At 69.7% G+C, this 25,669-nt stretch carries 23 protein-coding genes; 10 read left to right on the plus strand and 13 right to left on the minus strand.

Annotated features, from left to right (window positions below; genetic code table 11):
- Window positions 1-51: 51 nt before the first annotated feature.
- The 6 genes from ACZ63D_RS04680 to ACZ63D_RS04705 form a co-directional block, all read right to left on the minus strand.
- A complete protein-coding gene (locus tag ACZ63D_RS04680) occupies window positions 52-897 on the minus strand; it encodes an ABC transporter permease (protein WP_465352930.1) in 846 nt (281 codons plus the stop codon).
- Entirely contained in the window at window positions 894-1,877 is a 984-nt protein-coding gene (locus ACZ63D_RS04685) for an ATP-binding cassette domain-containing protein (RefSeq protein WP_465352931.1), read from the minus strand. Before ACZ63D_RS04685 ends, ACZ63D_RS04680 begins: the two co-directional genes overlap by 4 nt.
- Before the next feature lie 22 nt (window positions 1,878-1,899).
- A complete protein-coding gene (locus tag ACZ63D_RS04690) occupies window positions 1,900-2,469 on the minus strand; it encodes an NADPH-dependent FMN reductase (protein WP_465352932.1) in 570 nt (189 codons plus the stop codon).
- A gap of 816 nt (window positions 2,470-3,285) precedes the next feature.
- Window positions 3,286-4,173 carry an ROK family protein gene (locus ACZ63D_RS04695; RefSeq protein ID WP_465352933.1) on the minus strand — a complete coding sequence of 296 codons (888 nt, stop codon included), beginning with the start codon at window positions 4,171-4,173 and terminating at the stop codon, window positions 3,286-3,288.
- The gene (locus ACZ63D_RS04700) at window positions 4,170-7,037 is read right to left on the minus strand and encodes a glycoside hydrolase family 2 protein (protein ID WP_465352934.1); all 2,868 of its coding nucleotides are present in this window, start codon (window positions 7,035-7,037) and stop codon (window positions 4,170-4,172) included. Before ACZ63D_RS04700 ends, ACZ63D_RS04695 begins: the two co-directional genes overlap by 4 nt.
- Window positions 7,034-8,467, minus strand: a complete 1,434-nt coding sequence (locus ACZ63D_RS04705) for an APC family permease (RefSeq protein ID WP_465352935.1) — start codon at window positions 8,465-8,467, stop codon at window positions 7,034-7,036. The genes ACZ63D_RS04700 and ACZ63D_RS04705 overlap by 4 nt, the downstream gene beginning before the upstream one ends.
- 280 nt (window positions 8,468-8,747) lie before the next feature.
- Here ACZ63D_RS04705 and ACZ63D_RS04710 point away from each other — a divergent pair, with 280 nt between their 5' ends.
- From ACZ63D_RS04710 to ACZ63D_RS04720, 3 genes are all read left to right on the plus strand, one after another.
- The gene (locus tag ACZ63D_RS04710; protein WP_465352936.1) at window positions 8,748-9,284 is read left to right on the plus strand and encodes a GNAT family N-acetyltransferase; all 537 of its coding nucleotides are present in this window, start codon (window positions 8,748-8,750) and stop codon (window positions 9,282-9,284) included.
- 102 nt (window positions 9,285-9,386) lie between these two features.
- Window positions 9,387-10,466 carry a J domain-containing protein gene (locus tag ACZ63D_RS04715; RefSeq protein WP_465352937.1) on the plus strand — a complete coding sequence of 360 codons (1,080 nt, stop codon included), beginning with the start codon at window positions 9,387-9,389 and terminating at the stop codon, window positions 10,464-10,466.
- 39 nt (window positions 10,467-10,505) lie between these two features.
- Window positions 10,506-11,168 (plus strand): DUF998 domain-containing protein, encoded by a 663-nt coding sequence (locus ACZ63D_RS04720; RefSeq protein WP_465352938.1) that lies wholly within the window; start codon window positions 10,506-10,508, stop codon window positions 11,166-11,168.
- Here the strand turns inward: ACZ63D_RS04720 and ACZ63D_RS04725 are convergent.
- From ACZ63D_RS04725 to ACZ63D_RS04735, 3 genes are all read right to left on the minus strand, one after another.
- On the minus strand, window positions 11,089-12,246 hold the full coding sequence (locus ACZ63D_RS04725; RefSeq protein ID WP_465352939.1) for a glycosyltransferase 87 family protein: 1,158 nt from the start codon (window positions 12,244-12,246) through the stop codon (window positions 11,089-11,091). The two genes, ACZ63D_RS04720 and ACZ63D_RS04725, sit on opposite strands and share 80 nt — an antisense overlap.
- 103 nt (window positions 12,247-12,349) lie before the next feature.
- Window positions 12,350-13,009 carry a response regulator gene (locus tag ACZ63D_RS04730; protein WP_465352940.1) on the minus strand — a complete coding sequence of 220 codons (660 nt, stop codon included), beginning with the start codon at window positions 13,007-13,009 and terminating at the stop codon, window positions 12,350-12,352.
- A 10-nt stretch (window positions 13,010-13,019) separates the two neighbouring features.
- Window positions 13,020-14,192 carry a sensor histidine kinase gene (locus tag ACZ63D_RS04735; RefSeq protein WP_465352941.1) on the minus strand — a complete coding sequence of 391 codons (1,173 nt, stop codon included), beginning with the start codon at window positions 14,190-14,192 and terminating at the stop codon, window positions 13,020-13,022.
- Window positions 14,193-14,379: 187 nt separating this feature from the next.
- Here ACZ63D_RS04735 and fabG point away from each other — a divergent pair, with 187 nt between their 5' ends.
- The 7 genes from fabG to ACZ63D_RS04770 all read left to right on the plus strand — a co-directional run bounded on the left by fabG (window position 14,380) and on the right by ACZ63D_RS04770 (window position 20,815).
- Window positions 14,380-15,150: a 3-oxoacyl-ACP reductase FabG gene (gene fabG, locus ACZ63D_RS04740; RefSeq protein ID WP_465352942.1), complete on the plus strand. Its 771-nt coding sequence runs from the start codon at window positions 14,380-14,382 to the stop codon at window positions 15,148-15,150.
- A gap of 5 nt (window positions 15,151-15,155) precedes the next feature.
- Window positions 15,156-15,608 carry a MaoC family dehydratase gene (locus tag ACZ63D_RS04745; protein WP_465352943.1) on the plus strand — a complete coding sequence of 151 codons (453 nt, stop codon included), beginning with the start codon at window positions 15,156-15,158 and terminating at the stop codon, window positions 15,606-15,608.
- Between the two features lie 62 nt (window positions 15,609-15,670).
- Window positions 15,671-16,696, plus strand: coding sequence for a phosphotransferase family protein (locus ACZ63D_RS04750; protein ID WP_465352944.1), 1,026 nt, complete (start codon window positions 15,671-15,673; stop codon window positions 16,694-16,696).
- Complete coding sequence (locus ACZ63D_RS04755; protein ID WP_465352945.1) at window positions 16,696-17,919, plus strand: acyl-CoA dehydrogenase family protein; 1,224 nt, start codon at window positions 16,696-16,698, stop codon at window positions 17,917-17,919. Before ACZ63D_RS04750 ends, ACZ63D_RS04755 begins: the two co-directional genes overlap by 1 nt.
- On the plus strand, window positions 17,916-19,094 hold the full coding sequence (locus ACZ63D_RS04760) for an acyl-CoA dehydrogenase family protein (RefSeq protein WP_465352946.1): 1,179 nt from the start codon (window positions 17,916-17,918) through the stop codon (window positions 19,092-19,094). Before ACZ63D_RS04755 ends, ACZ63D_RS04760 begins: the two co-directional genes overlap by 4 nt.
- Window positions 19,091-20,185, plus strand: a complete 1,095-nt coding sequence (locus tag ACZ63D_RS04765; protein WP_465352947.1) for an acyl-CoA dehydrogenase family protein — start codon at window positions 19,091-19,093, stop codon at window positions 20,183-20,185. Before ACZ63D_RS04760 ends, ACZ63D_RS04765 begins: the two co-directional genes overlap by 4 nt.
- 78 nt (window positions 20,186-20,263) lie before the next feature.
- A complete protein-coding gene (locus ACZ63D_RS04770; RefSeq protein ID WP_465352948.1) occupies window positions 20,264-20,815 on the plus strand; it encodes a GrpB family protein in 552 nt (183 codons plus the stop codon).
- A gap of 683 nt (window positions 20,816-21,498) precedes the next feature.
- On the opposite strand, the gene ACZ63D_RS04775 is transcribed toward ACZ63D_RS04770, so the two are convergent.
- The 4 genes from ACZ63D_RS04775 to ACZ63D_RS04790 form a co-directional block, all read right to left on the minus strand.
- A complete protein-coding gene (locus ACZ63D_RS04775; RefSeq protein WP_465352949.1) occupies window positions 21,499-22,473 on the minus strand; it encodes a chitinase in 975 nt (324 codons plus the stop codon).
- A gap of 209 nt (window positions 22,474-22,682) precedes the next feature.
- A complete protein-coding gene (locus tag ACZ63D_RS04780; protein WP_465352950.1) occupies window positions 22,683-23,975 on the minus strand; it encodes an MFS transporter in 1,293 nt (430 codons plus the stop codon).
- 52 nt (window positions 23,976-24,027) lie between these two features.
- A complete protein-coding gene (locus tag ACZ63D_RS04785) occupies window positions 24,028-24,801 on the minus strand; it encodes an SDR family oxidoreductase (protein WP_465352951.1) in 774 nt (257 codons plus the stop codon).
- Window positions 24,798-25,550, minus strand: a complete 753-nt coding sequence (locus ACZ63D_RS04790; RefSeq protein WP_465352952.1) for an SDR family oxidoreductase — start codon at window positions 25,548-25,550, stop codon at window positions 24,798-24,800. The genes ACZ63D_RS04785 and ACZ63D_RS04790 overlap by 4 nt, the downstream gene beginning before the upstream one ends.
- Between the last annotated feature and the right edge of the window lie 119 nt (window positions 25,551-25,669).

The raw sequence follows: 25,669 nt of genomic DNA on the forward strand, positions 1-25,669 counted from the left end.
GACCGGAGGCCGTCCGGTTCGGGACCGGACGGCCTCCGCGCAGTGCACGGGTCACTTTCGGTTGTACAGCCGCATGGTCAGCGTTCCGAACACCGCGGTCAGCGCGGCCGCCGCGATCAGCGTCCAGACGATGGCACCGCCGTCCCACGCCCCGGACATCATCGAGCGCACCGCGGTCACCAGGTGGCTGATCGGGTTGGCCGAGACGCCTGCCTGGAGCCATCCGGGCATGGTGGACGGGTCGACGTAGATGTTGCTGAGGAACGTCAGCGGCATGATCACCATCATGCTGACGCCCATCACCGATTTCTCTGACCTCAGCAGCAGCCCGAACATCGTCCACACCCACGACAGCCCGAACGAGAACACGAGCAGCAGCAGGACTCCCGCGGCCACGCCGCCGATCCCGCCGTCCGGGCGGAAGCCCAGCACCAGGCCGACGGCCATGATCACCACGGACGCGATCAGGTACCTCAGCACGTCGCCGAGGAGGTAGCCGACCATCGGGGCGGGCCGCCAGATCGGCAGGGTGCGGAAGCGGTCGAACACGCCCTTCGCGATGTCGGTGTTCACCGCGACGCCGGTGTACATCGTGATCATCACGACGCTCGACGCGAGGATGCCCGGCAGGAAGAACTGCAGGTACTGCGTCGGCGAACCGGCCAGCGCGCCGCCGAAGAGGTAGGTGAACATCAACGTCATCATGATCGGGAACGCGGTGACGTCGAACAGCTGCTCCGGCACGTGCTTGATCTTCAGCACCGCCCGCCAGCCGAAGGAGAACGACGCGGACAGCGCGCTCGGCCGCGGCGGCCGTTCGGTGGCGAGCAGGACCGCGGCCAGTGCGTCCGGCTTCGGGGCCGCGAGGTCGAGATCGGGTTCCTTGACGGTGGTCACGCCGCCTCCCCAGTGGCTGTGCGGTCGGTGAGGGCCAGGAAAACCTCGTCGAGGCTGGGCTGGCCGAGCGAGAACGTGTCGACGGTGATCCCGGCCTTCGCGAGTTCCGCGAGAGCACGCGACGCACGATCGGCCGCGGCCTCGTGCGCGTCCGACGACAGCCGCGCGGTGATCGCGACTGGGTCGGGATCCAGCTGCACGACGGCGGACAGCGCGCGCTCCAGCACTTCGGCGGCGGTCGCGCGCTGGTCGGCGTCCCGCAACCGCATATGTACGGCACCGACGCCGACCGAGGCTTTCAGCTCGCCCTTGGTGCCCTCGGCGATGACCCGGCCGTGGTCGATCACCGCGATCCGCGACGCCAGCTGGTCCGCCTCGTCGAGGTACTGCGTGGTGAGCAGGACGGTGGTGCCCTGCGCGACGATCGCGCGGACGATTTCCCACACCTGGTTGCGGCTGCGCGGGTCGAGTCCGGTGGTCGGCTCGTCAAGGAACAGCAGGTCCGGCGTGTTGAGGATGCTCGCGGCGATGTCGAGCCGACGGCGCATGCCGCCGGAGTAGTTCTTCACCTGCCGGCGCGCGGCTTCGGTGAGCCCGAACGCCGCGAGCAGCTGAGCCGCCCGATCGCGCGCGGCCGCGCTGCGGTGTCCCAGCAACCTGCCCAGCAGCACCAAATTTTCTTGCCCGGTCAGGTCTTCGTCGACCGAGGCGTACTGTCCGGTGAGACTGACCCGGCCGCGCACGGCGTCGGCCTCGCGCACCACGTCGTGGCCGAACACCCGTGCTTCGCCGCCGTCCGGGCGGGACAGCGTGGCGAGCATCCGGACGGTGGTGGTTTTGCCCGCGCCGTTGGGCCCGAGGACGCCGTACACGGTTCCGGCGGGCACCACGAGGTCGACCCCGTCGACCGCCCGGGTCTCGCCGAACACTTTGACGAGCCCGGAGGTCTCGATCGCCGGTTCCCCGGCAGCGTTGATCATGTCTTTCCTTCCCCTCAGTTCTTCATCCGCGATACGGCCGTGTGCGCCGGCCCTCGCGCAGTGCGAGGCCCCACCAGATCAGTTCGTCCAGTAGAGCAGAGGCCGCGTGGCCTGCGGATTCGCCGTGCGGACCCGCTCCCGGGTCGCCGCATTCGTGCTCGAGCAGGTCGAGGCACACCGAATCGCGCACCGTCGCCGTGTGCAGTTCGGTGAAAACGTCCCGGAGGTGCTCCACCGCATAGCGGCCTCCCGCGCGGTAGCCGTAGGAGACAAAGCCGACCGGTTTGGCCCGCCATTCCTCGTACGCGCAGTCGATCGCCTGCTTCAGCGACGCCGGGAAGCTGCGGTTGTACTCGGGCGTGACCACGACAAACGCCTCGGCCGCCGCGATCCGCTTCGCGAACCCGGCCATGGCTGCCGTCGGCGCGGCGGGCAGCCGGGCCGGGATCGCGAACGTCGCGAGGTCGAGCACGTCGAGCGCCACCCCGCCGTGCCCGGCGGCCCGCTCGACGAACCATCGGCCGACCTCGCCGCCGACCCGGCCTTCCCGGGTGCTGGCGACGAGCACGGCTACCCGCAGCTCCTCGTCCACACTTCTTGGGCGCCAGATCGGTGCGCGGTGTCGCCAGATCGGATCTAGCAGGTGTTTTTGCTGGTCAGAGGGGTTATCGGAGAGAAGAGAACCTGGCGGTGGATGCGGAGGGAGACAGTGGCGGGGCGTGCGAGACGAGATCTGGCGCGGCTATCGGCTGGACGGCGCGGCGAACAGAACGACCCCGTGACCGCCACCGCCGAAGACCCAAGAACCACGACCGGTTTCGGGACGAAGAGGGCCAACGGAAACACACCGGAGAGGCGGGAGTCGACAGCGATGTTCTGGCTGGAGAGACACGCTGGCCGGAATGGGCAGCGCGCGTGACGGACGGCAGCGGAGAAAGGTGCGAGATCGGATCTGGCGCCCGGGCACGTGAAACACCGGAAGGGCGAGAGGGCTGCGGGTGCGAACGTCGGGCACCGGAAGGGCGAGAGGCCCCGCGCACATCGGGCACCAGAAAGACAAGAAGGCCGCGCGCACGTCAGGCACCAGAAAGACAAGAGAGCCGCACCCACGTCAGGCACCAGAAAGACAAGAGAGCCGCACCCACGTCAGGCACCAGAAAGACAAGAGAGCCGCACCCACGTCAGGCACTGGGAAGGAACAACAGACGTGAGGACATATCTGGCGGGCAGGCAAAGGAAAAGCACAGAGCAATTCGATCCGGCCCAGCACGGGACCGTGAACGGCCGACGCAGAAACCCCGCGACGTAAAAGAACACGTCAGCTCCGCGGCAAAGCAGCGGCAACCACACCAGGATTGGTACCCGTGACCGGCGAAGCGTCAGCACAACCCCGCCGGTCACGGAAATCTCACTCTCGCAACGCCAACGCCACCGCGCCCAGCAGCGCCGCGTCCTGGTCGAAGCGCGCCGGGACCAGCTCCGGCGGGAACGGCACGGCGGCCGCCAGGCGTTCCTGGAGGGCGGGCAGCAGCACGTCCGCCGACCGGACCAGCCCGCCGCCGACCGCGATTCTCGAAGGGTCGAAGGCGATCGCCAGGTTGGCCACGTGCATGGAAAGCTCGTCCAGCGCCGAAGCGACCAGTTCCTTGGCCTCGGTGTTTTCCCGTGCCAGCGCGAAAAGCTCCCCCGCGGTGACCGGGCGGCCGAGCAGCGCGGTTGCCCGCGTGCCCAGCCACCGGCCTCCGACGGCTTCCTCCAGCGGCGCCGCTCCGCTGGCGAATCCGTCGGTGTCTTGGGGGGTGCGCAGGTTGTACCCGATCTCCCCGGCCGCCCCGTTCGCTCCGGTCAGCAGGCGGCCGCCGACCAGGACCGCGGCGGCGATGCCGGTGCCCAGGGACAGGAAGACCGCGGGGTCGGCTCCCTTCAAGGTGCCCCAGGTCCATTCGGCCAGCGCGGCGGCTTTCGCGTCGGTGCCCACGGCGACGGGCGCATCGGGGAACGCGGCCGACACCAGTTCGGCCAGGTGGAGTTCTTCCCAGCCGGGCACGTTCGGGGCCAGCAGGATACGGTCCGGCAGGACGATTCCCGGGCTCACCACCCCGATCGCGCGGAGCTGGGCACCGGAGACCAGTTCGGCCGCGGCGGCCAGCGCCCGGGTGACCACCTGTTCGGCGCCCGCTTCGGCGTCGGTGTCCAGGCGGCGCGTCGCCAGCAGCGTGCCGGTCCGGTCGGACAGACCCAGCGCCACTTTCGTGCCGCCGAAGTCGATGCCCAGGATCAGGTCGTCCGATGTCACTCGCGGGTCCCCTCGATGACCGGCGGGACAGCCTCCTGGCCGTCCCGGTGCGGACCGGCCGGGACCACGACCCGGCCGGTGTTGAACCCGTCGACGCTGACGGTCGGGGCCGCGCCGTGAAGGTCGGCGGCCCGGTAGCGGACGGTCAGCGTTTGCGACTGGCCCGGCCACAGGGTGATGTCGTTCTCGTCCCAGGTCGCGGCTGGCAGCTGAGACCCGTCGGTGGAGCGGCGCAGGTCCGCGCGCAGGAAGAAACTGACCGCGGAGGTCTTGGACGGGTTGGTGACCGTGACCGTGGTCGCGGTGTCCGTGCCGTCCGGGCCGCGCGACGGGCGGGTCGACGCGGTCACGGTGACCTGCGACTTCGGCAGGTTCCGCAGCGCGGTGAGGTCGCCGTACTGGCTCATCGTCGCCTGCGGTTGCTGCAGCGTCTTCGCCCAGTCGACGACGTCCTTCTGCGTGGACAGCCAGTAGACGTTGCGGTCCACGACCTTCCCGGCCTGCCGCACCTGCAGTTCCACGAAATACACCTGCGCCTTAGCCGGCGCCTTCGTCTCCGCCGGGACCTTCGGCTTCAGCAAGCCGGTCGCGACGCCCTGGCTGTCCAGCGAAACCGCCGGAGCGGTCTGGTCGTCCAGGACCTTGCCCGCGGTGTCGTACACCTTGGCCTGCACGGAAATCCCGTTCTGCCGGGAAGCGCCCAGATTGGACAGTGCGACAGTGCCGTTGTCGTAGGTGTACAGCGCGTGCAGCGGTTTGTTCGCCTTCTGCGCGCCGAAGTACGCGCCCGGCTGGTCGCCGTCGTTGTTGTACAGCGCCCACAACAGCGTCGGCCAGCCCTTGTTCAGCTGCCAGTACACCACGCCGGTCGAAGGGTTCTTCTTGTCGTTGGCGTGCGCGAGGAACGCTTCGAACTGGGAGCGCGTGTTCTCGTAGTTCGCGATCTGCGCGGACTCTACATAGGACTCCAGCGAATCCCATTTCCCGTACCGGCGGGCGATCGACTCGTCCAAGGTGTACAGCGTGCCGAACTTGTAGCCGCCGTGCCCGGACTCGTAATTCGCGTGATACTGGTTGTACGCCGGGTCCTGCCACAGCTTCGCCTGTTCCTCCGGAGACAGGAACCGCCGGAGCGAATCCAGCGTCGGCACGGTGTGCCCGGCGCTCTGCTCACTCGCGAAACCCCAGGCTCCGCCCGCGTTCGTGCGGCTCGAATCGGCCTTGTCGAAGGTCGACGAGTCGTACCAATAGGCCGGCGGGACCCAGTCGTACGGGCCTTCCTTCTCTCCCGACGGGCCGAGGGTCTTGGTGCTCTTGTACTCCGCCGACGCGATGACCGGCACGTCCCAATCAGCGGCCTTGAACGCGCTCAGCGTCTCGGTTTCCTGCCGCGGGATCGGTTCGTTGTCGCTCCAGCCGTAGGTGATCACGCTGGGGTGGCCGCGTTCGGCCCGCGCGATCGAGTACGCGGAATCGTGCATGATCCGGTAGTCGCGCTCGGTCAGTTTCTCCGGATGTTCCGGCTGCCAGGCGTCGCAGCACATGAATCCGCCGAGCACCAGCAGCCCGGCGCGGTCGGCCTGCTCGTAGAAGTCCGCAGGCATGTCGTGGCCTTCGAGCCGGACGCCGGACAGGCCCAGGTTCTTGATCAGCGCGAGCTGATGCGCGATGTCGGCCTTGTCGTAGCGCAGGAACAGATCCGGCGCGAACCCGCCGCCGCGGAACACGAAGTCGCGGCCGTTGATCGCGAACTTCCGCGCGCCGTCCGGCAGCGCCGGGGACTTGCCGATCAGCTTCGACGTCACGGTGCGGATCCCGAAGGTCTCCGATGACGTCGTGGACACCACGCCGCCCTGCGAAACTGTCGTACCCAAGGTGTACAACGGCTGTGCACCCATCGAGTACGGCCACCACACCTGAGGCTTGACGATCTTCAACTGCGGGAACTTCGCCGGCGTGAACGCCACGGTTTGCTTGGTGTGCGCGGGAATCGTGACGGTCTGCTTGGCCACGATCGGCGCGCCGCGGCCCGGCGGCGTGACGGTCGCGGTGACCTCGCCGGTCTGCGGCGTACCCGCGTCGTTGGTGACGTCGACCTTCGCGGTCAGCGAAGACGTCGACAGATCCGCCGCGTTGTCCTGCACGACGTGCGCGTTGTCGCCGCTCAGCGCGTCCGACAGCTGCAGCGTCGGCGGGAACTGCAGGCCGGTGTTGTTGTCCGGCACGATCTGCGCCCAGTCGGCCTGGTCGAGCGTGTACATCGAATTCGGGTCGTTCGGGTACATCTTGACCGCGAGCGTGTTCTTGCCCGGCCGCAGGAGTTTCGTGACGTCGAAGGTGTGGCCCGCGTACGCGCCGCTCACCACGTCCTTGCCCGCGACGAGCGTGCCGTTCAGCCACACGTCGCCTTCGCCGACCACGCCCGGGATGGTCAGCTTCGCGTTCTTGCCCGGATGGAAACCGGGGTCGAAATCGGTGCGGAACCACCATGGGTCCATGAACTGCTTCGTGACGACCGGCCCGCGCTTCGACTGGTAGCCGAAGCATTTGCGCATGTTGTCCGAGTAGAAGACGTTGGGGCACTTACCGTTTTGCACCAGCGCGTTGATCTCGGTGCCCGGCGCGCCCGCGTCGTCCGGCTTCACCTTCAGCCAGCCGCGCGTCGGGTAGCCAGGCTTCGACACCGCCGTGCCGTCGTCCTTGACCTGCGCGGTCGTCAGCACCTGCCAGCCGCCGAGGCCGATCGTCGACGGGCCCTGCGGACGCGACGCCGCCGCTTCCGGCTGCTGCGCGGAAGCAGTGGCCGTGACTACGCCGGGGACGAGGACCAGCGCGGCGATCCCGGCGATCAGCGGTTTCCTCATGATTCCACCCCCGTCGGCTGGGACGCGAACGCCTCGCGGATTTCCTTGGGACCGAACGGCCACACCTTTTCCTTCGAGGCATAGAGCAGGAAGGCGGCGACCCCGAGCACGATCCAGCCGATCGAGAGCCAGATCGAAAGCCAACTGGCGGAGACATACACGTAAACCCACCCGACGAGCGCGATGATCGTCGGCACCGGATACAGCACCTGCCGGTAGGGCCGCTTGAGGTGCGGCTGACGGCGGCGCAGCACGATGATCGCCGCGACCTGCGCGAGCGACTGGATGATCACCAGCACGGTGACCGCCGCGTTGATCACGTCGGTCAAGGTGAACAGCGAACCGATCGCGGTGATGACGCCCATCGCGAGCACGCCCGCGGTCGGCAGGTTCAGCTTCGGGTGCAGTTTGCCGAACACCGGCAGGAAAACCTTGTCGCGCGCGGCTTCGAACGGCACCCGCGATCCGCCGAGCAGACCGGCGAACACCGAGCCGACCGCGGCGATCACGATGAAGACGGTGACGATCTTGGCGGCCACCGAGCCCCACGCCTGCTCCAGCACCGACGACGCCACCGACGTCGCGCTCTTGATCGACTCCAGCGGTTGCGAGCCGAGAACGCCGATCTGCAGCAGGAAGTAGAGCGTCATGATGCCGAGGATGGAGAAGATGATCGAGCGCGGGAGCGTGCGGCCCGGGTCGCGGACCTCGCCGCCGAGATACGCGCTCGTGTTGTAGCCGAGATAGTCGTAGACGGCGATGACCAGGCCGGCACCGAGACCGGACCAGAACGCTCCGCCCCAGCCGAAGGCGCCCGGCGTGAAGGCGAACGCCTGGTGCGCGTCGAAATGCGTGAAGGCCGCGATGATCACCGCGAGCACCGCGAACAGCATGATCACGAACAGCGCGGTGGTGAGCTTGCTGATCTGGCCGATCCGGCGGAACAGCGCGAGCACGATCAGCACGACGAGGCCGATGCCGATGACCTTGCCCAGCGGGGTGACGCCGCCCGCGTCGGTCACGCCCGGCACCAGATAGCCCAGGTACTGGACCAGCCCGATGATGCCGGTGGACATGATGAGCGGGATGAACAGCACCGCGCTCCAGGCGAAGAGGAACGGCATCAGCCTGCCCGAACGATACTGGAACGCTTCGCGCAGGTAGATGTAGGTGCCGCCGGCCCCGGGCAGCGCCGCGCCCAGTTCGGCCCACACCAGCCCGTCGGCGAGCGCGATGATCGCGCCGATGATCCAGCCGAACATCGCCTGCGGGCCGCCCATGGTCGCGACCATCGCGGGAATGGTGACGAACGGGCCGATCCCGCACATCTGCGTCATGTTGATCGCGGTCGCCTGCAGCGGCCCGATCCGGCGTTCGAGACCGGTCCCCGGAAGGGTCGCGGAGTCCCCCGGGCGGGTGGGTGAGCTCACGTCGTGCCTCCATCCAATAGTTAGTAAAGCTTCTTAACATAAGATGAACGCGGTGCGGAAGAGCTGCGTCCGGAAAGTTGCCGAAACCGGTGCGGGAGTGGGAGAAGGGGACGATGGGGCGCGGGTCCGGCCGTTGGGACGGGCCCCGGCGGGAACCGGCGTCCCGGACCGGATGCGCCGCTGACCGGCAGGCGCCGGAGGGCCGGGGAAAACCGGCTGACGGGCGGGCCGCGCGGCTGCCAGACTGGTTCCGTTCGTCCGACGAGGGAGCGTTCACGTGATGTCCCAGCCGACCTTGCACACCGCGCGAATCCGGCTGGTCCCGTTGTCCGCCGGACATCTCGAGCACCTCGTCGAGATGTCCGCCGACCCCGAGGTGATGCGCTACCTGACCGGCGTGCTCACCCGGGAGCAGGCGACGGAGGAGCTCCGGAAGAACCTGGCCTTCGCCGCCCGCGGCCTCGGCTGCTGGGCCGGGTTCGTCGACGCCGGGTTCGCCGGATGCTGGACGCTGCGGCCGGGAGAAGCCGAAGGACAGGCCGAACTGGGATACCGGCTGGTTCGCCGCCATTGGCGTAAAGGACTCGCCAAGGAGGGTGCGCGGGAGATGCTCCGGCACGGATTCCTCGACGCCGGGCTCGACCGCGTCTTCGCCAGGACGGCAGCGCTCAACGAAGCCTCCCAGGCGACGATGGTCTCCATCGGCCTCCAGCACGTCCGGGACTTCGTCGCCGACCCCGAGTACTTCGCGCCGGGCGCCGACCTGCACGCCGTCGAGTACGCCGCCGACCGCGACGAGTGGCTGGCCCGGAACTAGCGGAAACGACGTTCACCCCGGCGCGCCGCGGAGGCGGATGGCGGCGCGGCGCGGCGACCCCATATCGTTGCGCGGCAGCCGTCCGGAGGTGGAACCCGAACCGTGCCCGACTACTACGCGGTACTCGGCGTGGGGAAAACCGCGTCCCCCACGGAGATCAAGGCCGCCTACCGTCGGCTGGCCAAGACGCTGCACCCGGACGCGGGCGGCACGGTCGGCACCTTCCAGCTGTTGCGCGAGGCCTACGACACCCTCGCCGACCCCAACGCCCGCGCGCGCTACGACGCCGGCGTTCCGGCCGCCTCGGTGCCCAAACCCCGGCCGCGGCGGCGGTTCGGCGAGCAGCCCGGCTATCGCCCGGAAGCGCCGGACATCGATCCGGAAAGCCTGGAGTGGTGGTCGTTCGCCGCGGCTGACCCGCGGATGCGGCACGGGCGGCGGCGCGGACCTGGGCACACGCCGGTCGTCGCGGCGCTGGCCGGTGCGGTGCTGGTGCTGTTGCCGCTCATCGCCGGGATCGACTTCACGCCGCCGGTGCTGATCGTCTGGCTCGCGCTCACCGCGGGCACCGCACTGCTCGTGCACCGGCTCGCCCGCGGCTTCCTGGCCGCTCGCCGCGCGCGGGCAGAGTTCGCCGAGGAATTCGGCGGCAGCGCGGTGTTCGGCTCCCCCGGCTCCGAAGCCGACGAGCTGGCCGAGCGGCTGACGGCCGACCTGCTGGAGCGGTATCTGACCCGGCTGCCCGGCGCGCGCATCTTCCACGGCCTGGCGTGGCCGGGTTCGGTGTTCGCCGACGTCGACCACGCGGTGCTGTGCGGGAAACGCCTGGTGCTGGTGGAGTCGAAGCTGTGGCTGCCCGGGCATTACGAAACCGCCGAGGACGGCCGCCTGCTGCGCAACGGCCGCCCGTTCCGCGGCGGCGGCAGCCAGCTGGAAGAAAGCCTGGAGCGCTACCGCGAACTGCTGCCCGGCGTCGCGCTGCGCGGCGCGATGATCGTGTATCCCAGCCGCGACGGCGAGGTCACCACCGCCGAACCGGACGGCGAACCCGGTCCGCCGATGACGCCGGAGCAGTTCCTGCACGAGATCGGCGGCTGGCTGTCCGCCGAACCGTCCACTGTGGACCACAACGCGCTGCGCACGGTGCGCGCGCAGGTCACCGGGTCCGGCCGGGCGGCCTGATTCACCGGGGACATATCCGGCCCGTGTCACGCTGAGTGCATGACGACCTTGTCGGCGGGCCGCCGCCCCGCGCTGGCCGGGATCGCCGCGCTCGCTCTCGGCGCCGTGCTGATGCTGCTGTTGCAGGTGGTGCCGCCCACCGACGAGATCAGCGCGACCCGGCGGACCATCAGCGAATACGGGCTGTCGGAACACAAATGGGTGTTCGACCTGGCTGTCGGGCTCGTCGCGGCCGGTTCGGCGGTCGCGTTCGCGGCGCTGCGGCGGCAAGGACGGCTGCCCGGCCTCGCGGCAGTGCTCGGCGCGTTCTGGACAGCCGGGTTGCTGGTGATCGTCGCGTTCCCGAAGACCGACTGGGCCAACGCGGCGGCGACCGGCGCGGGCGGCACGCTGCACCGGATCGCCAGTGTCGTCGCCTTCGTCTGCCTTCCGCTCGCCGTCCTCCTCTCGGCGCGCACAGCCTTTCCGGACTCGCCGCGTCGCCGGTTCCTCGCCCGCGCGCTCGCCGTGGCGTCGCTCGCGTGGTTCGCGGTGATCCTCGGCGCGGTCGCGGTCGCCGCGCTGACGGACCAGCGCTGGTGGCTGCTCATCCCGCTCGGCCTCGTCGAACGCGGGATGGCGCTCACCGAACTTGTCGCGCTGGCCGCGCTGGCCGCTCCGGGAGGAACCGGACGGGCGGCCGGGGCAGCATCCGGACAGTGAGGACCGCTCCGGCGGCCAGCGCGCTCAGCACATAGGCGTTGCCGAACACTGTTTCGACCGGGTTCCAGGACAGTTCGCGGTGTCCGCCCTCGGGAACCATCACCAGCGCGACCCCGCTGAAAACCGCTCCGGCACAGACCAGCGCGGCCCGCTTGCCCGCGAGAAGGCCGACCAGCGGCACCGCCCAAATCCAGTGGTGCGTCCACGAAAGTGGGCTCACCAGCAGCCCGCAGCCCGCCGTCACGAGCAGCGCGGCCCGCGGTTCACCGCGCCGGTGGAACTCGCGGACCAGCACCGCACCCGTCAGCAGGCACAGCGCGGCCACCGCCGCATACCAGCCGAGCGACGTGACGCCGAACCGCGTGAGCATCCCGTGCAAAGACTGGTCGAGCACCCAGTCGAGGGTTTCCGCGTTGCGGTTGTCCAGCACGGCCGAAGTCCAGTACCGGATCGAATCCCCCGGCAGGATCAGCGCCCCGGCCGCGCTCACCCCGAAGAAAGTCGCCAGTGCGCGCCACGCGTCGGCGCGGCGGCCGGTGAGGAACAGATGCGGGACGAAAATCAGCGGGGTCAGCTTGACCGCCGCGGCCAGCCCGATCAGCACCCCGCCGGACCGGCGAGCGCGGGCGGGCAGCACGTCCAGCACCGCCATGGCCATCAGCACGCCGTTGATCTGGCCCAGCGAAATCGTCCGCCACACGGGTTCCAGCAGCGGCAGGAGGCAGAGCGTCCGCAGCGGCCGTTCGCGGGCGAACCGGCGCGAAACCGACCACAGCGCGAGCACCGAGCCGATCGCGAGCGGTAGCCAAGCGAGTTGCGCCGGGAGCACGGCCAGCGGCAGGAACAGCAACGCCGCGCTCGGCGGGTACGTGAACGGCAACTCCAGCGCGGACTTCGGATCCAGCTCGAGCAAGGGCTCGTAGAGCGGCTGTTCGTGCAGCACGGCCAGCGCACCGGCGCGGTAGACCGCGCTGTCCACTCCGAGCGACGCGCCGCCGAGCCAGCGGACCACGGCGATCCCGGTCAGCGCGGCGATTGCCACTGCCAGCCCGAGGACAATCTTTTTCTGTTGGCACACAAGGGGAAGCTAGGAAGGTCAGCCTCCCGGAATCGTCCGTCCGCAGAGCCGTCTTCGGCTGCTTCCCCGGTAGCGTTGTCGCGAGCTAGGTGCTACCGGGGTATCACTGGCCCGGCACCACGAACTTCGCTTCGTAGGCCAGCACTACCGCTTGGGCGCGGTCGCGGACCCCGAGCTTGCCGAGCACCCGGCTGACGTGTGTCTTGGCGGTCTGCTCCGCGATCACCAGCTGTGCGGCGATGTCCGCGTTGGACAATCCGCGCGCAATCAGCCGCAGCACCTCGAGTTCGCGCGCAGTCAGCTCGGACAGCCTGCCGACGTCCTGCGTCGGCGGCCGCGTTCCGGCGAACCCCTCGATCACCCGGCGAGTGATCGAGGGCGCGAACAGCGCGTTGCCCGCGGCGACCATCCGGACCGCGACGACCAGGTCGTCCAGCGGGGAGTCCTTCAGCAGGAATCCGCTGGCCCCGGCGCTGAGCGCGCCGTAGACGTACTCGTCGGCGTCAAACGTGGTCAGCACGAGCACTCGCGGCCCGGCCTCTCCGCCGCCGAGGATGAGCCGGGTGGCGGCCAGCCCGTCGAGATCCGGCATCCGGATGTCCATCAGCACCAGGTCCGGGCGCAGCGCGCGGCACGCGGCCACCGCCTCGGTCCCGGTGGCCGCCTCGCCGGTCACCTCGATGTCCGGCTGAGCGTCCAGCACCGCGCGAAAGCTCTGCCGGACCATGGTCTGGTCGTCGGCGATCACCACCGTCACCGCCATGCGGTCCCTCTCAGTCCAGCGGAACGGTCACGACAACCGCGAACCCGCCGCCGTCCCGTCGTCCCGCGGAGAACGTACCGCCGAGCGCCGCCGCCCGTTCCCGCATCCCGAGCAGCCCGTGCTTCTCCCGCCCCGACGCGTCCTCCGGAACGCTAGCGCCGGTGTCCTGCACGACGAGTCGCAACTGCCCCGGATCGACGTGCACGAACACCTCGACCGGCGCGCCGGGAGCGTGCCGCACCGCGTTGCTGAGCCCTTCCTGGACGATCCGGTAGGCCGACAGCCCGACGCCTTCGGGCAGATCGCGGCAATCACCGCGCTGGTCGAACCGCACCTCGGTGCCGGTCGCGCGGATCCGTTCCACCAGCTGACCGATCTGCTCGGCTCCGGGCTGGGGTTCGGTTTCCTGGCCGGACTGCCCGGAGCGCAGCACGCCGAGCAGCCTGCGCATTTCTGTCATGCCGTTGCGCGCGGTGTCCTGGATCGACTGGAATTCCTCGCGCAGCCCGTCGTCGAGGCCGGGAAACCGGTAGCGGGCGGAGTCCGCGCGCATGGCCAGCACCGACATGTGGTGCGCGACCACGTCGTGCAGTTCGCGGGCGATCCGGGCCCGCTCCTCCAGCACCGCCCGGCGGGTCGACTCCGCCGCCAGGTCGCGTTCGGCCCCGCGCAGCCGCGAAACCAGCCAGCCGAACGCCAGCGGCACCGCGAGCAGCACGCCGATCACGACTAGTTCGCCGCGCACGTTCGCCAGCAGGGCGCTGACCCCGGCGGAGATCAGCCAGACCCACCCCAGCACGGCCGGGCGATGGGTGCGGCCGACCGCGGCGAGCACGGGGACCGCCGCGAAGGCGAGGCCGCCGGTCCACGGCCAGCCGAACCGTTCGTGGATCCCGTAAAACTGGTTCGCGAACGCCACGACCACGATCAGCACCCGCCAGGCCCACAGCGGCCGCACCAGGGTGAGCCCCACCGAAAACATGACCAGCGCGGCCGCTGGCACCAAGGTGCCCGCGGGAGCACGGTCGGCGGGAAAGTAAGCGAGCACTCCGGCGACGACCGCGGCGAATCCGGTCAGCGCCTGGTGCGTCCGGCTCGGAGAGACAGCCGGACCGCCGCCTCCGGCGACCGTCTCCCCCAGCGCGCGACCCGCCGCGGCAAGAGGCGCGCTCGTGATCCTCATCGGCGGCGACCCTACCCGTCCCGACCGCAATCCCGGCTGGGCGCGCTCGCGGGGTCTCGCGAAAATCTCGTACTAAGCGTACGCTTAGCCGCCAGCGACGGGTGCCGCGCCATGGCATCCTGCGCAGGCAGTCCGAGCTTGCCCGTGCCTGTTCCGGACGTGCCGCCCGAGCAGGCTTTCCCCGACGATGAGGAGAACCCCCGTGACCGCTTCCCGCGTTGCCATCGTGACCGGCGCCGGCCGTGGCATCGGCGCCGCCGTAGCCCGCCGCCTCGCCTCCGACGGGTTCGCCGTCGGCCTGCTGGACCTCGACGAGGCCGGGGTCAAGCAAGGGGCCGAGGCGATCGTCGCCGACGGCGGCCGCGCGGTCGGCGTCGCGCTGGACGTCAGCGACGCCGAGCAGGTCGAGGCCGCGGTGACCCGGGTGGCCGAGGAGCTCGGCGCGCCGACCGTGCTGATCAACAACGCCGGCATCACCCGCGACAACCTGCTGTTCAAGATGACCGAACAGGACTGGGACTCGGTGCTGAACGTGCACCTGCGCGGTTCGTTCCTGATGACCCGCGCCGTGCAGAAGTACCAGACGCAGGAGAAGTGGGGCCGGATCGTCAACCTGTCCAGCACCTCGGCGCTGGGCAACCGCGGGCAGGTCAACTACTCCGCGGCCAAGGCGGGCATGCAGGGCTTCACCAAGACGCTGGCGATCGAACTGGGCAAGTTCGGCGTCACCGCCAACGCGATCGCGCCCGGGTTCATCGCCACCGACATGACCGCGGCGACCGCCGAGCGCGTCGGCATGAGCTTCGAGGACTTCAAGGCCGCGGCCGCCTCGCAGATCCCGGTGCAGCGCGTCGGCACGCCCGAGGACATCGCGAACGTGGCGTCGTTCCTGGTCAGCGAGGGCGCGGGCTTCGTGTCCGGCCAGGTCATCTACGTCGCCGGCGGACCGAAGGACTGATCGCGATGCGCGTGTTCTCCGATGTCGCCGAACTCGCCGAAGAGGTCGGCAAGCCTTTGGGCACGAGCGAATGGCACACCGTCTCCCAGGAGCAGGTGCAGCTGTTCGCCGACGCCACCGGCGACCACCAGTGGATCCACCTCGACGCCGAAAAGGCCGCCGCCGGCCCGTTCGGCACGACGATCGCGCACGGATTCCTGACGCTGTCGCTGATCCCGGCGTTCCTCCCGGAGATCTACCGGGTGGAGGGCTTGAAGATGGGCATCAACTACGGCCTCAACAAGGTGCGCTTCCCGCAGCCGGTGAAGGTCGGCTCGCGGGTGCGCGGGACCGCCGAGCTGGTGGAGTTGACCGACGTGCCCGGCGGCAAGCAGGCCGTGGTGCGCTGGACCGTCGAAATCGAGGGCGAGGACAAACCCGCCTGCGTCGCCGAGATGGTTTCCCGGCTCATCCTCTGACCGCCCGCGCCCCACTGTGGCATGGGGCGATCGCTGACCTCGTACGAAGGGGAGTTTCTCCGATGACCGACACCGACCCGCCCGGCCTCGATCTGGCGAGGCTGCGCGCCTACCTCGACCGCGAGCGGCCCGGGCTCGTCTCCGGCGCCCTCTCCGCGGAAGTGGTGCAGGGCGGGCGGTCCAACCTCACCTATCTCGTCTCCGACGGCACGCAGCGGTGGGTCGTGCGCCGTCCGCCGCTCGGCCACGTGCTGCCGACCGCGCACGACATGGGCCGCGAGTTCCGCGTGATGAGCGGGCTCGCCGGAACTCCGGTCCCGGTGCCGGAGACCATTCTGCTGTGCGAGGACGCGGATGTGCTCGGCGCGCAGTTCTACGTGATGCAGTACGTCGAGGGCACGCCGTACCGCACCGCCGCGGAACTGGAGCAGCTCGGCCCGGAGCGGACGCGGGCGATCGCCGATTCGCTGGTGGACACGCTCGTCGACCTGCACTCGGTCGATCCGGAAGCGGTCGGGCTCGGCGATTTCGGCCGTCCGGAAGGGTTTCTGGAACGCCAGCTGCGCCGGTGGAAGAAGCAGCTCGACGGTTCGCGCAGCCGCGACCTGCCGGGTGCGGACCGGTTGCACGACCGGCTCGCCGCGGCGACCCCGGCGTCCGGCCCGCCCGCCATCGTGCACGGCGACTACCGGCTGGACAACGTGCTCGTCGACGGCGACGACCGGATCACCGCGGTGCTGGACTGGGAGATGTCCACGCTCGGCGACCCGCTCACCGACCTCGGCCTGATGATCACCTACGCGCAGCGCGACCAGCTCTCGCTGCCGATGGTGTCCAACGCCAGCAGCGCGCCCGGTTACCCGGACACGGACGAGACGATCGCCCGCTACGCGCAGCGGTCCGGCCGCGATCTGTCGGCGCTGGACTGGTACGTGAGCTTCGCGTACTTCAAGCTCGCGGTGATCGTCGAGGGCATCTACTTCCGCTTCCAGCAAGGAAAAACCGTCGGCGAGGGCTTCGACCAGATCGGCGCCGCCGTCGCCCCCCTGATCGAGCAGGGCAGCAAGACGCTCACCAAGGAGAACTGATGGACTTCGCGTTCGACGCCCGCACCGAGGAACTGCGCGGGCAGCTGCTCGAATTCATGGATTCCCACGTCTACCCCGCCGAAGCCGTCTTCCACGACCAGTTGGCCGCGCGCACCGATCCGTGGTCGCCGCCGCCGATCGTCGACGAGCTGAAGGCGGAGGCGCGCAAACGCGGGCTCTGGAACTTCTTCCTGCCCGGCGACCACGGCGCGGGGCTCACCAACCTGCAGTACGCGCCGCTGGCGGAGATCACCGGCCGCAGCCCGCATCTCGCGCCCGCCGCGGTGAACTGCGCCGCGCCGGACACCGGGAACATGGAAGTGCTGACCATGTTCGGCAGCGAGCAGCAGAAGAAGCAGTGGCTGGAACCGTTGCTGGCCGGGGAAATCCGCTCCGCGTTCGCGATGACCGAACCCGACGTGGCATCCTCGGACGCGCGCAACATCGCCACCAGCATCCGGCGCGAGGGCGACGAGTACGTCATCAACGGGCGCAAGTGGTACATCACCGGCGCGATGAACCCGAACTGCAAGATCTTCATCGTGATGGGCAAGACCGATCCGGACGCGCCCGCGCACAAGCAGCAGAGCATGATCCTGGTCCCGCGCGACACGCCGGGACTGACCGTCGTGCGCGGCATGCAGGTGTTCGGCTACACCGACGGCGACCACGGCGGGCACGCCGAGGTGCTGTTCGAGAACGTGCGGGTGCCCGCGGAAAATCTGATCGCCGACGAGGGTTCGGGGTTCGCCATCGCGCAGGCCCGCCTCGGGCCCGGCCGGATCCACCACTGCATGCGCGCGATCGGCATGGCGGAGCGGGCGCTGGAGGCGATGTGCCGCCGCACGCTGTCGCGCGAGACGTTCGGGCGTCCGATCGCCGATTCCGGCGTCGTGCAGGACTGGATCGCCGAGGCGCGCGTACGGATCGAACAGCAACGGCTGCTGGTGCTCAAGACCGCGTGGCTGATGGACACTGTGGGCAACCAGGGCGCGCACACCGAGATCCAGGCGATCAAGATCTCCACCCCGCTGGCCGTCGAGTGGATTCTGGACAAGGCGATCCAGGCGCACGGCGCGGGCGGCGTTTCGCAGGACTTCCCGCTGGCCGAGATCTGGGCCGGGGTCCGCACGCTGCGGCTCGCCGACGGTCCGGACGAGGTGCACAAGCGGTCGCTGGCGCGGCGCGAGCTGAAGAAGTACCGGACGGAGGCGGGCAAATGACCGCCGAGGACCTGCGCGCGCAGGTCGCTTCGTTCCTCGCGGAGCACGACCCGGCTTCGATGTCCACTGTGGACTTTCTGCGCGCTCGCTTCGACGCCGGGCTCGCCTGGGTGCACTTCCCCGAAGGTCTTGGCGGCCAGGGCGCCCCGCGTGCGCTGCAGGGTGAGGTCGAAGCTGCGTTCGCCGCGGCTGGCGCGCCGGACAACAACCCGCGCCGGATCCTGATCGGGCTCGGCATGGCCGCGCCGACCATCCTCGCCTTCGGCACCGAAGGGCAGAAAAAGCGCTACCTCCGTCCACTGTGGACCGGCGAGGAGGTGTGGTGCCAGCTGTTCAGCGAACCCGGAGCCGGCTCCGACCTCGCCGCGCTGGCCACGCGCGCGGTCCGCGACGGCGACGACTGGGTCGTGACCGGGCAGAAGGTGTGGACGTCCAGCGCGCATCTCGCGCAGTGGGCCATCCTCGTCACGCGCACCGACCCGGACGTGCCGAAACACCAGGGCATGACGTACTTCCTGTGCGATATGACCGCCCCCGGCGTCGAGGTCCGGCCACTGCGGCAGATCACCGGCGAGGCGGAGTTCAACGAGGTCTTCCTGACCGAGGTGCGGATTCCGGACTCGCAGCGGATCGGCGCGGTCGGCGAGGGCTGGAAGGTCGCGCAGACCACGCTGATGAACGAACGCGTCGCGATCGGCGGCACCGCGATGCCGCGCGAGGGCGGCATGATCGGGCTCGTCGCGAAGACCTGGCGGGACCGTCCGGAACTGCGCACGCCGGAACTGCGCGACCGGCTCGTGCAGCACTGGGTGGAAGCCGAATCGCTGCGGCTGGCCGGGGAACGGCAGCGGCAGCAGCTCGCGGTGGGCGCGCCCGGGCCGGAGGGTTCGGCGATGAAGGTGGCGTTCGCCGAGCTGAACCAGCAGCTGTCCGGGCTGGAGCTGGAACTGCTCGGCGAAGAGGGCCTGCGCTACGAGGACTGGACGATGCGCCGTCCGGAACAGGTCGACTTCTTCGGCCGCGACGCCGGGTACCGGTACTTGCGCGCCAAGGGGAACTCGATCGAGGGCGGCACCTCGGAGGTGCTGCGGAACATCATCTCCGAACGCGTGCTGGGGCTGCCGTCCGAGCCGCGGGTGGACAAGGACGTCGCCTGGAAGGACCTGCCGCGATGAGCACGCCGGACCTGCTGTACTCGGACGTGGAAGAGGACCTGCGGTCGTCGGTGCGGGCACTGCTGGCCGACCGCGCCGGGCCGGCCGCGCTGCTGGCGCGGGTCGAAACGGACACGCCGTACGACCTTTCCCTGTGGAAGACCTTGGCCGCCGACCTCGGCGCGGCGGGCCTCATGGTGCCGGAATCCCTTGGCGGGCACGGGGCTTCGCCGCGCGAGGTCGCGGTCGTCATGGAGGAACTGGGCCGGAGCGTCGCGCCGGTGCCTTACCTGGGCAGCGCGGTGCTCGCGACGGCGGCGCTGCTGTCCGCGGGCTCGGACCTGCTCCCCCGGCTCGCTTCCGGCTCGGCGATCGGCGCGCTGGCGGTGCCGTTGTCGACCGCTCCGGGTTCGCCTTTCCCTGCCACGGTGGACTTTCTTGACGGAACTTTGACCGGACGAGTGTCCACAGTGGTCGATGCATCGGTCGCTGAGCTGCTGATCGTCCCGGCTGTCGGCCCGGACGGCCCTGGTCTTTACGCGGTGGACGCTTCCGCGGCGACCGTGACCGAGGCGGTGTCGCTGGACCTGACCCGGCGGATCGCCGACGTGACCCTGGAATCCGCTGCCGGACAGGTGATCTGCACCGGTGCCGCCGCCGCGGAGGCGGTGGACCACGCCCTGACCACCGCGGCCGGGTTGCTGGCTTCGGAGCAGACCGGGATCACCGAGTGGGCGCTGACGGAGACCGTGACGTATTTGAAGGGGCGGTACCAGTTCGGCCGTCCGGTGGGTGGTTTCCAGTCGTTGAAGCACCGGCTGGCGAACCTCTACACGGAACTGGTCAACGCACGGGCGACGGCCCGGTACGCGGCGGACGCGCTGACGACCGGGAACGACGTGCCGATCGCGGTGGCGGTCGCGCAGGCGCGGGTGTCGCCGGTCGCGGTGCACGCGGCCGAGGAAGCGATCCAGCTGCACGGCGGGATCGGGATGACGTGGGAGCATCCGGCGCATCTTTATCTCAAGCGGGCCAAGAGCGATCAGCTCGCCTTCGGCACGCCCGGGCGGCATCGGGCTCGGCTGGCTGAGCTGGTGGATCTGCCTGCCTGAGGTTTTTTGTCGGTGGCCGGGGTTAGCGTGGTGGCATGTGCGAGATCCCGGCTTCACCGATGTTCCCGGAGCCTCCGCGTGGCTGACCGGTCCGATGCTCCGGCCTGGGCCTATGAACGGCCGGAAATTTGTCCTGCGGATCCGGCGTGGGCGTCGCGGGGTTCTGCGCTGTGCGCGGACGTTGCGCGGCTGCTCGCGCCGTGGCTCGCCGATGGGCGGGTAGAGCACGTCGGCTCGACAGCGGTGCCCGGGCTGGCGGCCAAACCGGTGCTCGACGTGATGGCGGCGCTGCGGGATCTGTCCCCGGAGACGGTGTCAGCGGTGGTGCCGGTGCTTTCCTCGGCCGGGTGGTGTTTTGTGCCGCCGGAACTGGACGTTGCTGCGCCTTGGCGACGGTTTTTCGTGCTGCCGGACCCGACGGGACGGCATCGGGTGGCGCATCTGCATGTGCTGCCCGAGGGACATCCGAGGTGGCGGGCGCAGCTGGAATTCCGGGACGCACTTCGCGGTGATCCCAGGCTGGCGGTGGAGTATGCCGAGCTGAAGCGGCGGCTGGCCGGGGAGGTGACGGATCGGGAGGAGTACACGGCGGGGAAGACGGAGTTCGTGCGAGGGGTGCTAGGCGGCTGAGGCTCCGTGCCTGACGGGCCCGTGGTGGAGGTCCGGCGGGTGGAACTTCTCCGGGTTTCGGCCGTCGGGTGGGTGGCTGAGCTGAGCACTCTGGTTAGGAGCGCGCATCGGACGCCAAGGTGAGTGCTGGACGGCGATCTCCGTCATTCGGGAGTGTGGGGGGCGTTCTGGCGTCCAGGAGTGTGGGGGCGTTCTTGGTGTGCCAGGTCCCGGAGCGAGGCGGGTCTCGTCGCGCTCAGCCGCTGCCGCCGTGCCCCCTTTCGGCACGGCCGCTCCCTCTCGACGCGGTTAAGCCGCACGCCACCCAGGTCTCGGCTCCGACCCCCGCCGCTACCGCGTGTTCCCGGTTCCTGGCAGCCCCGGCCCGAGTGGCGCTCTCGGCTCGCCAACCCACCGCTGCCCACTCCCGCGAAGCCGCTGCCCTCACCGCGGATGCGGACCAGGCTGCACCTCGAAACGCCAGCCCCGGCCGGATCAGCCGAGATCCGCCAGTCTCGACCCGAGCGACTCCCACCCCGCGAACCCGCCGCCCCAAACCACCGCTGGCCACTCCCCTGCACCCACACTTCACCCCGCCCCACCGCAAGTGGCGACGAGGCCGCACCCCTCGAAACGGCGGCCTCGTCGCCAAGCTCATCCAGCCCGGGTCAGATCAAAACGGGCCAGAACCAGCCCAGGCCGGATCAGCCGTGATACCCGGCCACGATCTTCGTGAACGCGTACTTCGGCTGCGAGATTCCGCTGCACTCGCCGCCGCCCGAGCAGTCGCGGTTCGTGGCCCAGAAGGTGAAGCGGCCGAGGTGGTGGCTGGCGGCGTAGTCGCGGATCGCGGTGAAGTCCGAAACCGACACGACCTCGCCGGCGTTGTCGGTCTTGCCGTTCATCGACGACAGGCCCGCGTGCCGGTACGCCGTGGCGCTGTCCCAGCCGAACGTCGACTTGAGCTGGGAAACCAGGCCGTCCACCGCGGACTTGGTCTTGCCCGCCATGTCGCCGCCGCTGGAGAAGTCGAACGGCATCACCGACCACACGTCCACCGGCGCGCCGATCGCCTTCGCCTGCTTGATCAGCCGCTTGCCCCAGTCGTTCGGGCCGGACGTTTCCGTTCCCATCGTGATCACGACGCGCAGGCCTGGGTTTTTCTGCTTGGCGATCTTGACCGCGTTGAGGATCCGGTCCTGCACGGTCGCGTTCTCGAATTCGTCGGTGTTCTCGATGTCGAGGTCGATCGCCTTCAGGCCGTAGGCGTCGATCACCTTCTGGTACGCCCCCGCCAGCGCGGAGGCCGACGAGCATTTCGCGCCGAGCTTCGTGCCGGACCAGCCGCCGAAGGACGGGATGACGTCGCCGCCCGCGTCGCGGATGCTGGTGATCAGGGTTTTGTCCGAACCGGTCAGCGAGCGGTCGCCGTCCCACTTCGGGTTGCACGAGCCGTCCGACAGCATGAACGCGAGCGTGAACGTCTTGATCCCGGTGGCGGACATCGCCGCCGACGCACTCGTCTGTCCCGCCCACTGGTACAGGTACGGCGAAGCGAGGACCGGGTCCGGAGCGGCCGCGAGCTGCGGAGCGGGCGCGGCCGTGGCCACCCCGGCCGCCGTCGCGAGGGCCGCCCCTGCCGCCGCCGCGAGCGCGGCCAGCCGACGCACAGATTTCATTGTGTTCCTCCCACGAGCACCACGGAACACCTCCGGTTTGAGGCGGCGGGATCAACCCGGGAGGAGTGCACCCGGAAGGGTGCCGTCACACACTGGACTAGACCAAATCGGCGTGTCAAGAGCCGCAGCCCGAACGGCGCACCGGCGGCGGAAACAGTGCGTGCGGCCCGGTTTCCGCCCGGCCTCCCCCGGCCGGGCGAGGCCGGAAGTCAGGCGAGCCCGTCGGAGAAGTCGTGGTCCCGGGTTTCCGGCAGGGCCAGCACGCACAGGAAACTGAGCACCCCGAGCGCGACCAGCACCAGCGAAACGGGCACCGTCGAACCGGTGGACGCCCACAGGTCGGTCGAGATCAGCGGCACGATCCCGCCTCCGATCACCCCGGCGGCGCTGTACGCGATCGACGCGCCGGAATACCGGTACCGCACCCGGAACAGCTCCGGCAGGAACGCGCCCATCGGCCCGTACAGCATCGCGAAACACGTCAGGCCGCCGACGAACCCGAGCGTCAGCAACACCGGATTTCCCGTCCGCAGCAACGCGAACAGCGGAAACGCCCACACCACAACGGACACCGCGGCCGCCGCGCTCAGCCGTCGGCGGCCCCATTGGTCGGATTTCGCCGCGAACACCAGTGTCGCCACGCCCATCACGGTGGCCGCGATGAGCAGGCTGATCAGGACAGTCGTGCGCGGAATGCCGAGGGTGGTCGTCGCCATCGAAAGGCAGAATGTCGTGACGGTATAGAAAAGCGCGTGCGCGAGCACAAAGGAAAATGTCGACAGCACCAGCACTCGCGGCTGTTTCCGCAGCAGTTCGAACAGCGGAACTTTAGCTCGTTCGGCTTTGTCCAAAGCGGCCTGGAAAACCGGCGTCTCGGCGATGGTGATCCGGATGTAGAACCCGACCACCAGCAGCACCGCGGAGAACAGGAACGGCAGCCGCCAGCCCCAGGACAGGAATTCGGCCGGCGGGAGCACCGCGTCCAGCATCAGGAACAGCAGATTGCCCAGCACGAACCCGATCGCCGGGCCGAGCTGCGGGAACGCCGAGTACAGCCCGCGTTTGCCCGGCGGCGCGTACTCGGTGGACATCAGCACCGCGCCGCCCCATTCGCCGCCGAGGCCGATGCCTTGCACGAAACGCAGCACTACCAGCAGGATCGGCGACCAGAGGCCGAGCGTGCGGTAATCCGGCACCAGCCCGACGGCCACTGTGGACAGTCCCATCACCAGCAGGGAGGTGACCAGCATGGCCTTGCGGCCGATCCGGTCGCCCCAGTGTCCGAAAAGGATCGCTCCGACCGGGCGCGCGACGAATCCGACCGCGAAGGTGCCGAGCGAGGCCAGCACCCCGGCGGTCGAGGAAAACGTCGGGAAGAAGACCTTCCCGAACACCAGCGCCGCCGCGGTTCCGTAGATGTAGAAATCGTAGAACTCGATGGCGGTGCCAATGAAGCTGGCGGTGGCGATGCGCGACAGGTCAGTACGCGCGGGTGCGGTCATTCCGGCTCCCTGTTCTCCCTGCGGCTCCGTGCCGCCCCGGGAGAATAGCGGGTCACGCGTCGCCGGGAAGTTCCTCCATTTTCCGCTGCAGCTTGTTCATCCCGCCGAGCCAGCGGTCGGTTTCGGTGGCGCGCAAGGCATAGAAGTCGGCGACCTCGGGATGCGGCAGCACGAGGAACCGGTTCTCGGCCATCGCGGCGAACAGCGCGTCGGCCACCTGCGGCGGGTCGATCGCGCTCGCGCCCATCAGCAGTTTGCCGCGTTCGCCGGTCTCTTCCAGCATCGCGGTGCGCACGCCCTGCGGGCAGATCGCCTGCACGCTGATCCCGCGGTGCCGATAGGTGGCCGACAGCCATTCCGCGAACGCCAGCGCGCCGTGCTTGGTCACCGAATACGGAGCCGAGCCAAGGCTGGTGAGCACTCCGGCCGCGGACACCGTCGCGACGAACCGGCCCTCGCCGCGCTCCAGCCACGCGGGCAGCAGCAACCGGGCCGCGCGGACGTGCGCCATGACGTTCACGTCCCACGCCAGCGACCACGCGTCCTCGCCGGCGTCGGCGTCACCGAACGGCGCGACCCCGGCGTTGGCACAGAAAACGTCGATCTCACCGAGCGTTTCGCGGGCGGTCTCGATCAGGGTGGCCGCACCGGATTCGCTGGCTACGTCTCCGGCGAACGACGTACCGCCCACCTCCGCCGCGACCTCGGCCGCCCGGTCGCCGTCGAGGTCCGCGACGACGACGCGCGCACCGTCCGCCGCGAACCGACGTGCCAGCGCAGCCCCGATTCCGCCACCGCCTCCGGTGATGACGACCCCGGCGCTCACAGACCGCCGCCGAGCGTCACGCCGCCGTCGAGAACGACCGTCTGCCCGGTGACCCAGCCCGCTTCGCCGGACAGCAGGAACGCGACCGCGCCAGCGATGTCCTCCGGCACGCCGAGCCGTTTCATCGGGTACGCCGCCGCGACTTCTTCCTCGCGCCCCTCGTACAGCGCGGTCGCGAACTGCGTCTTGACCACCGCCGGAGCAACCGCGTTCACCCGGATCTTCGGCCCGAGTTCGGCGCCGAGTTCCTGGGTGAGCCGGATCAGCGCGGCCTTGCTGACGCCGTACATGCCGATGCCCGGCGAGGTGCGGATGCCCGCGATCGAAGCGACGTTCACGACCGCCCCGCCGTGCTCGCCCATCCACGCGTCCCGCGCGGCGCGGATCCACGACAGCGGCGCGACCACGTTCACCGCGAAGATCTTGCTCGCCGCGGCCGGGTCGATGTCCAGCATCGGACCGTAAACCGGGTTGATGCCGGTGTTGTTGACCAGCAGGTCGAGACTGCCGAACTTCTCGACCGCGGCGGCGACCGCCTCCTGCTGGTGCGCGGCGTCGTCGGCCTTGCCGGGCACCGCGATCGCGACGTCCGGACCGCCGAGTTGCTCCACGGCCTCGGCGAGCGGCTCCGGCTTGCGCGCCGTGATGCACACCTTCGCCCCGCGCTCGACGAGCCCCTTCGCGATGGCCAGCCCGATCCCCCGGCTGGCCCCGGTGACCAGGGCAACCCGATCCTTGAACGACTCCACCACACCGTCTCCTTGTCCGCCGCTGGACAGCCACCGCTAAGCGGTCGCTTACCAGAGGATATCGGTGATACATCCCCACGCAACCTCACGCTGCTACAGCGACCGTCACAACACAGTGG

The organism is Amycolatopsis sp. NPDC104775 (assembly GCF_055583325.1).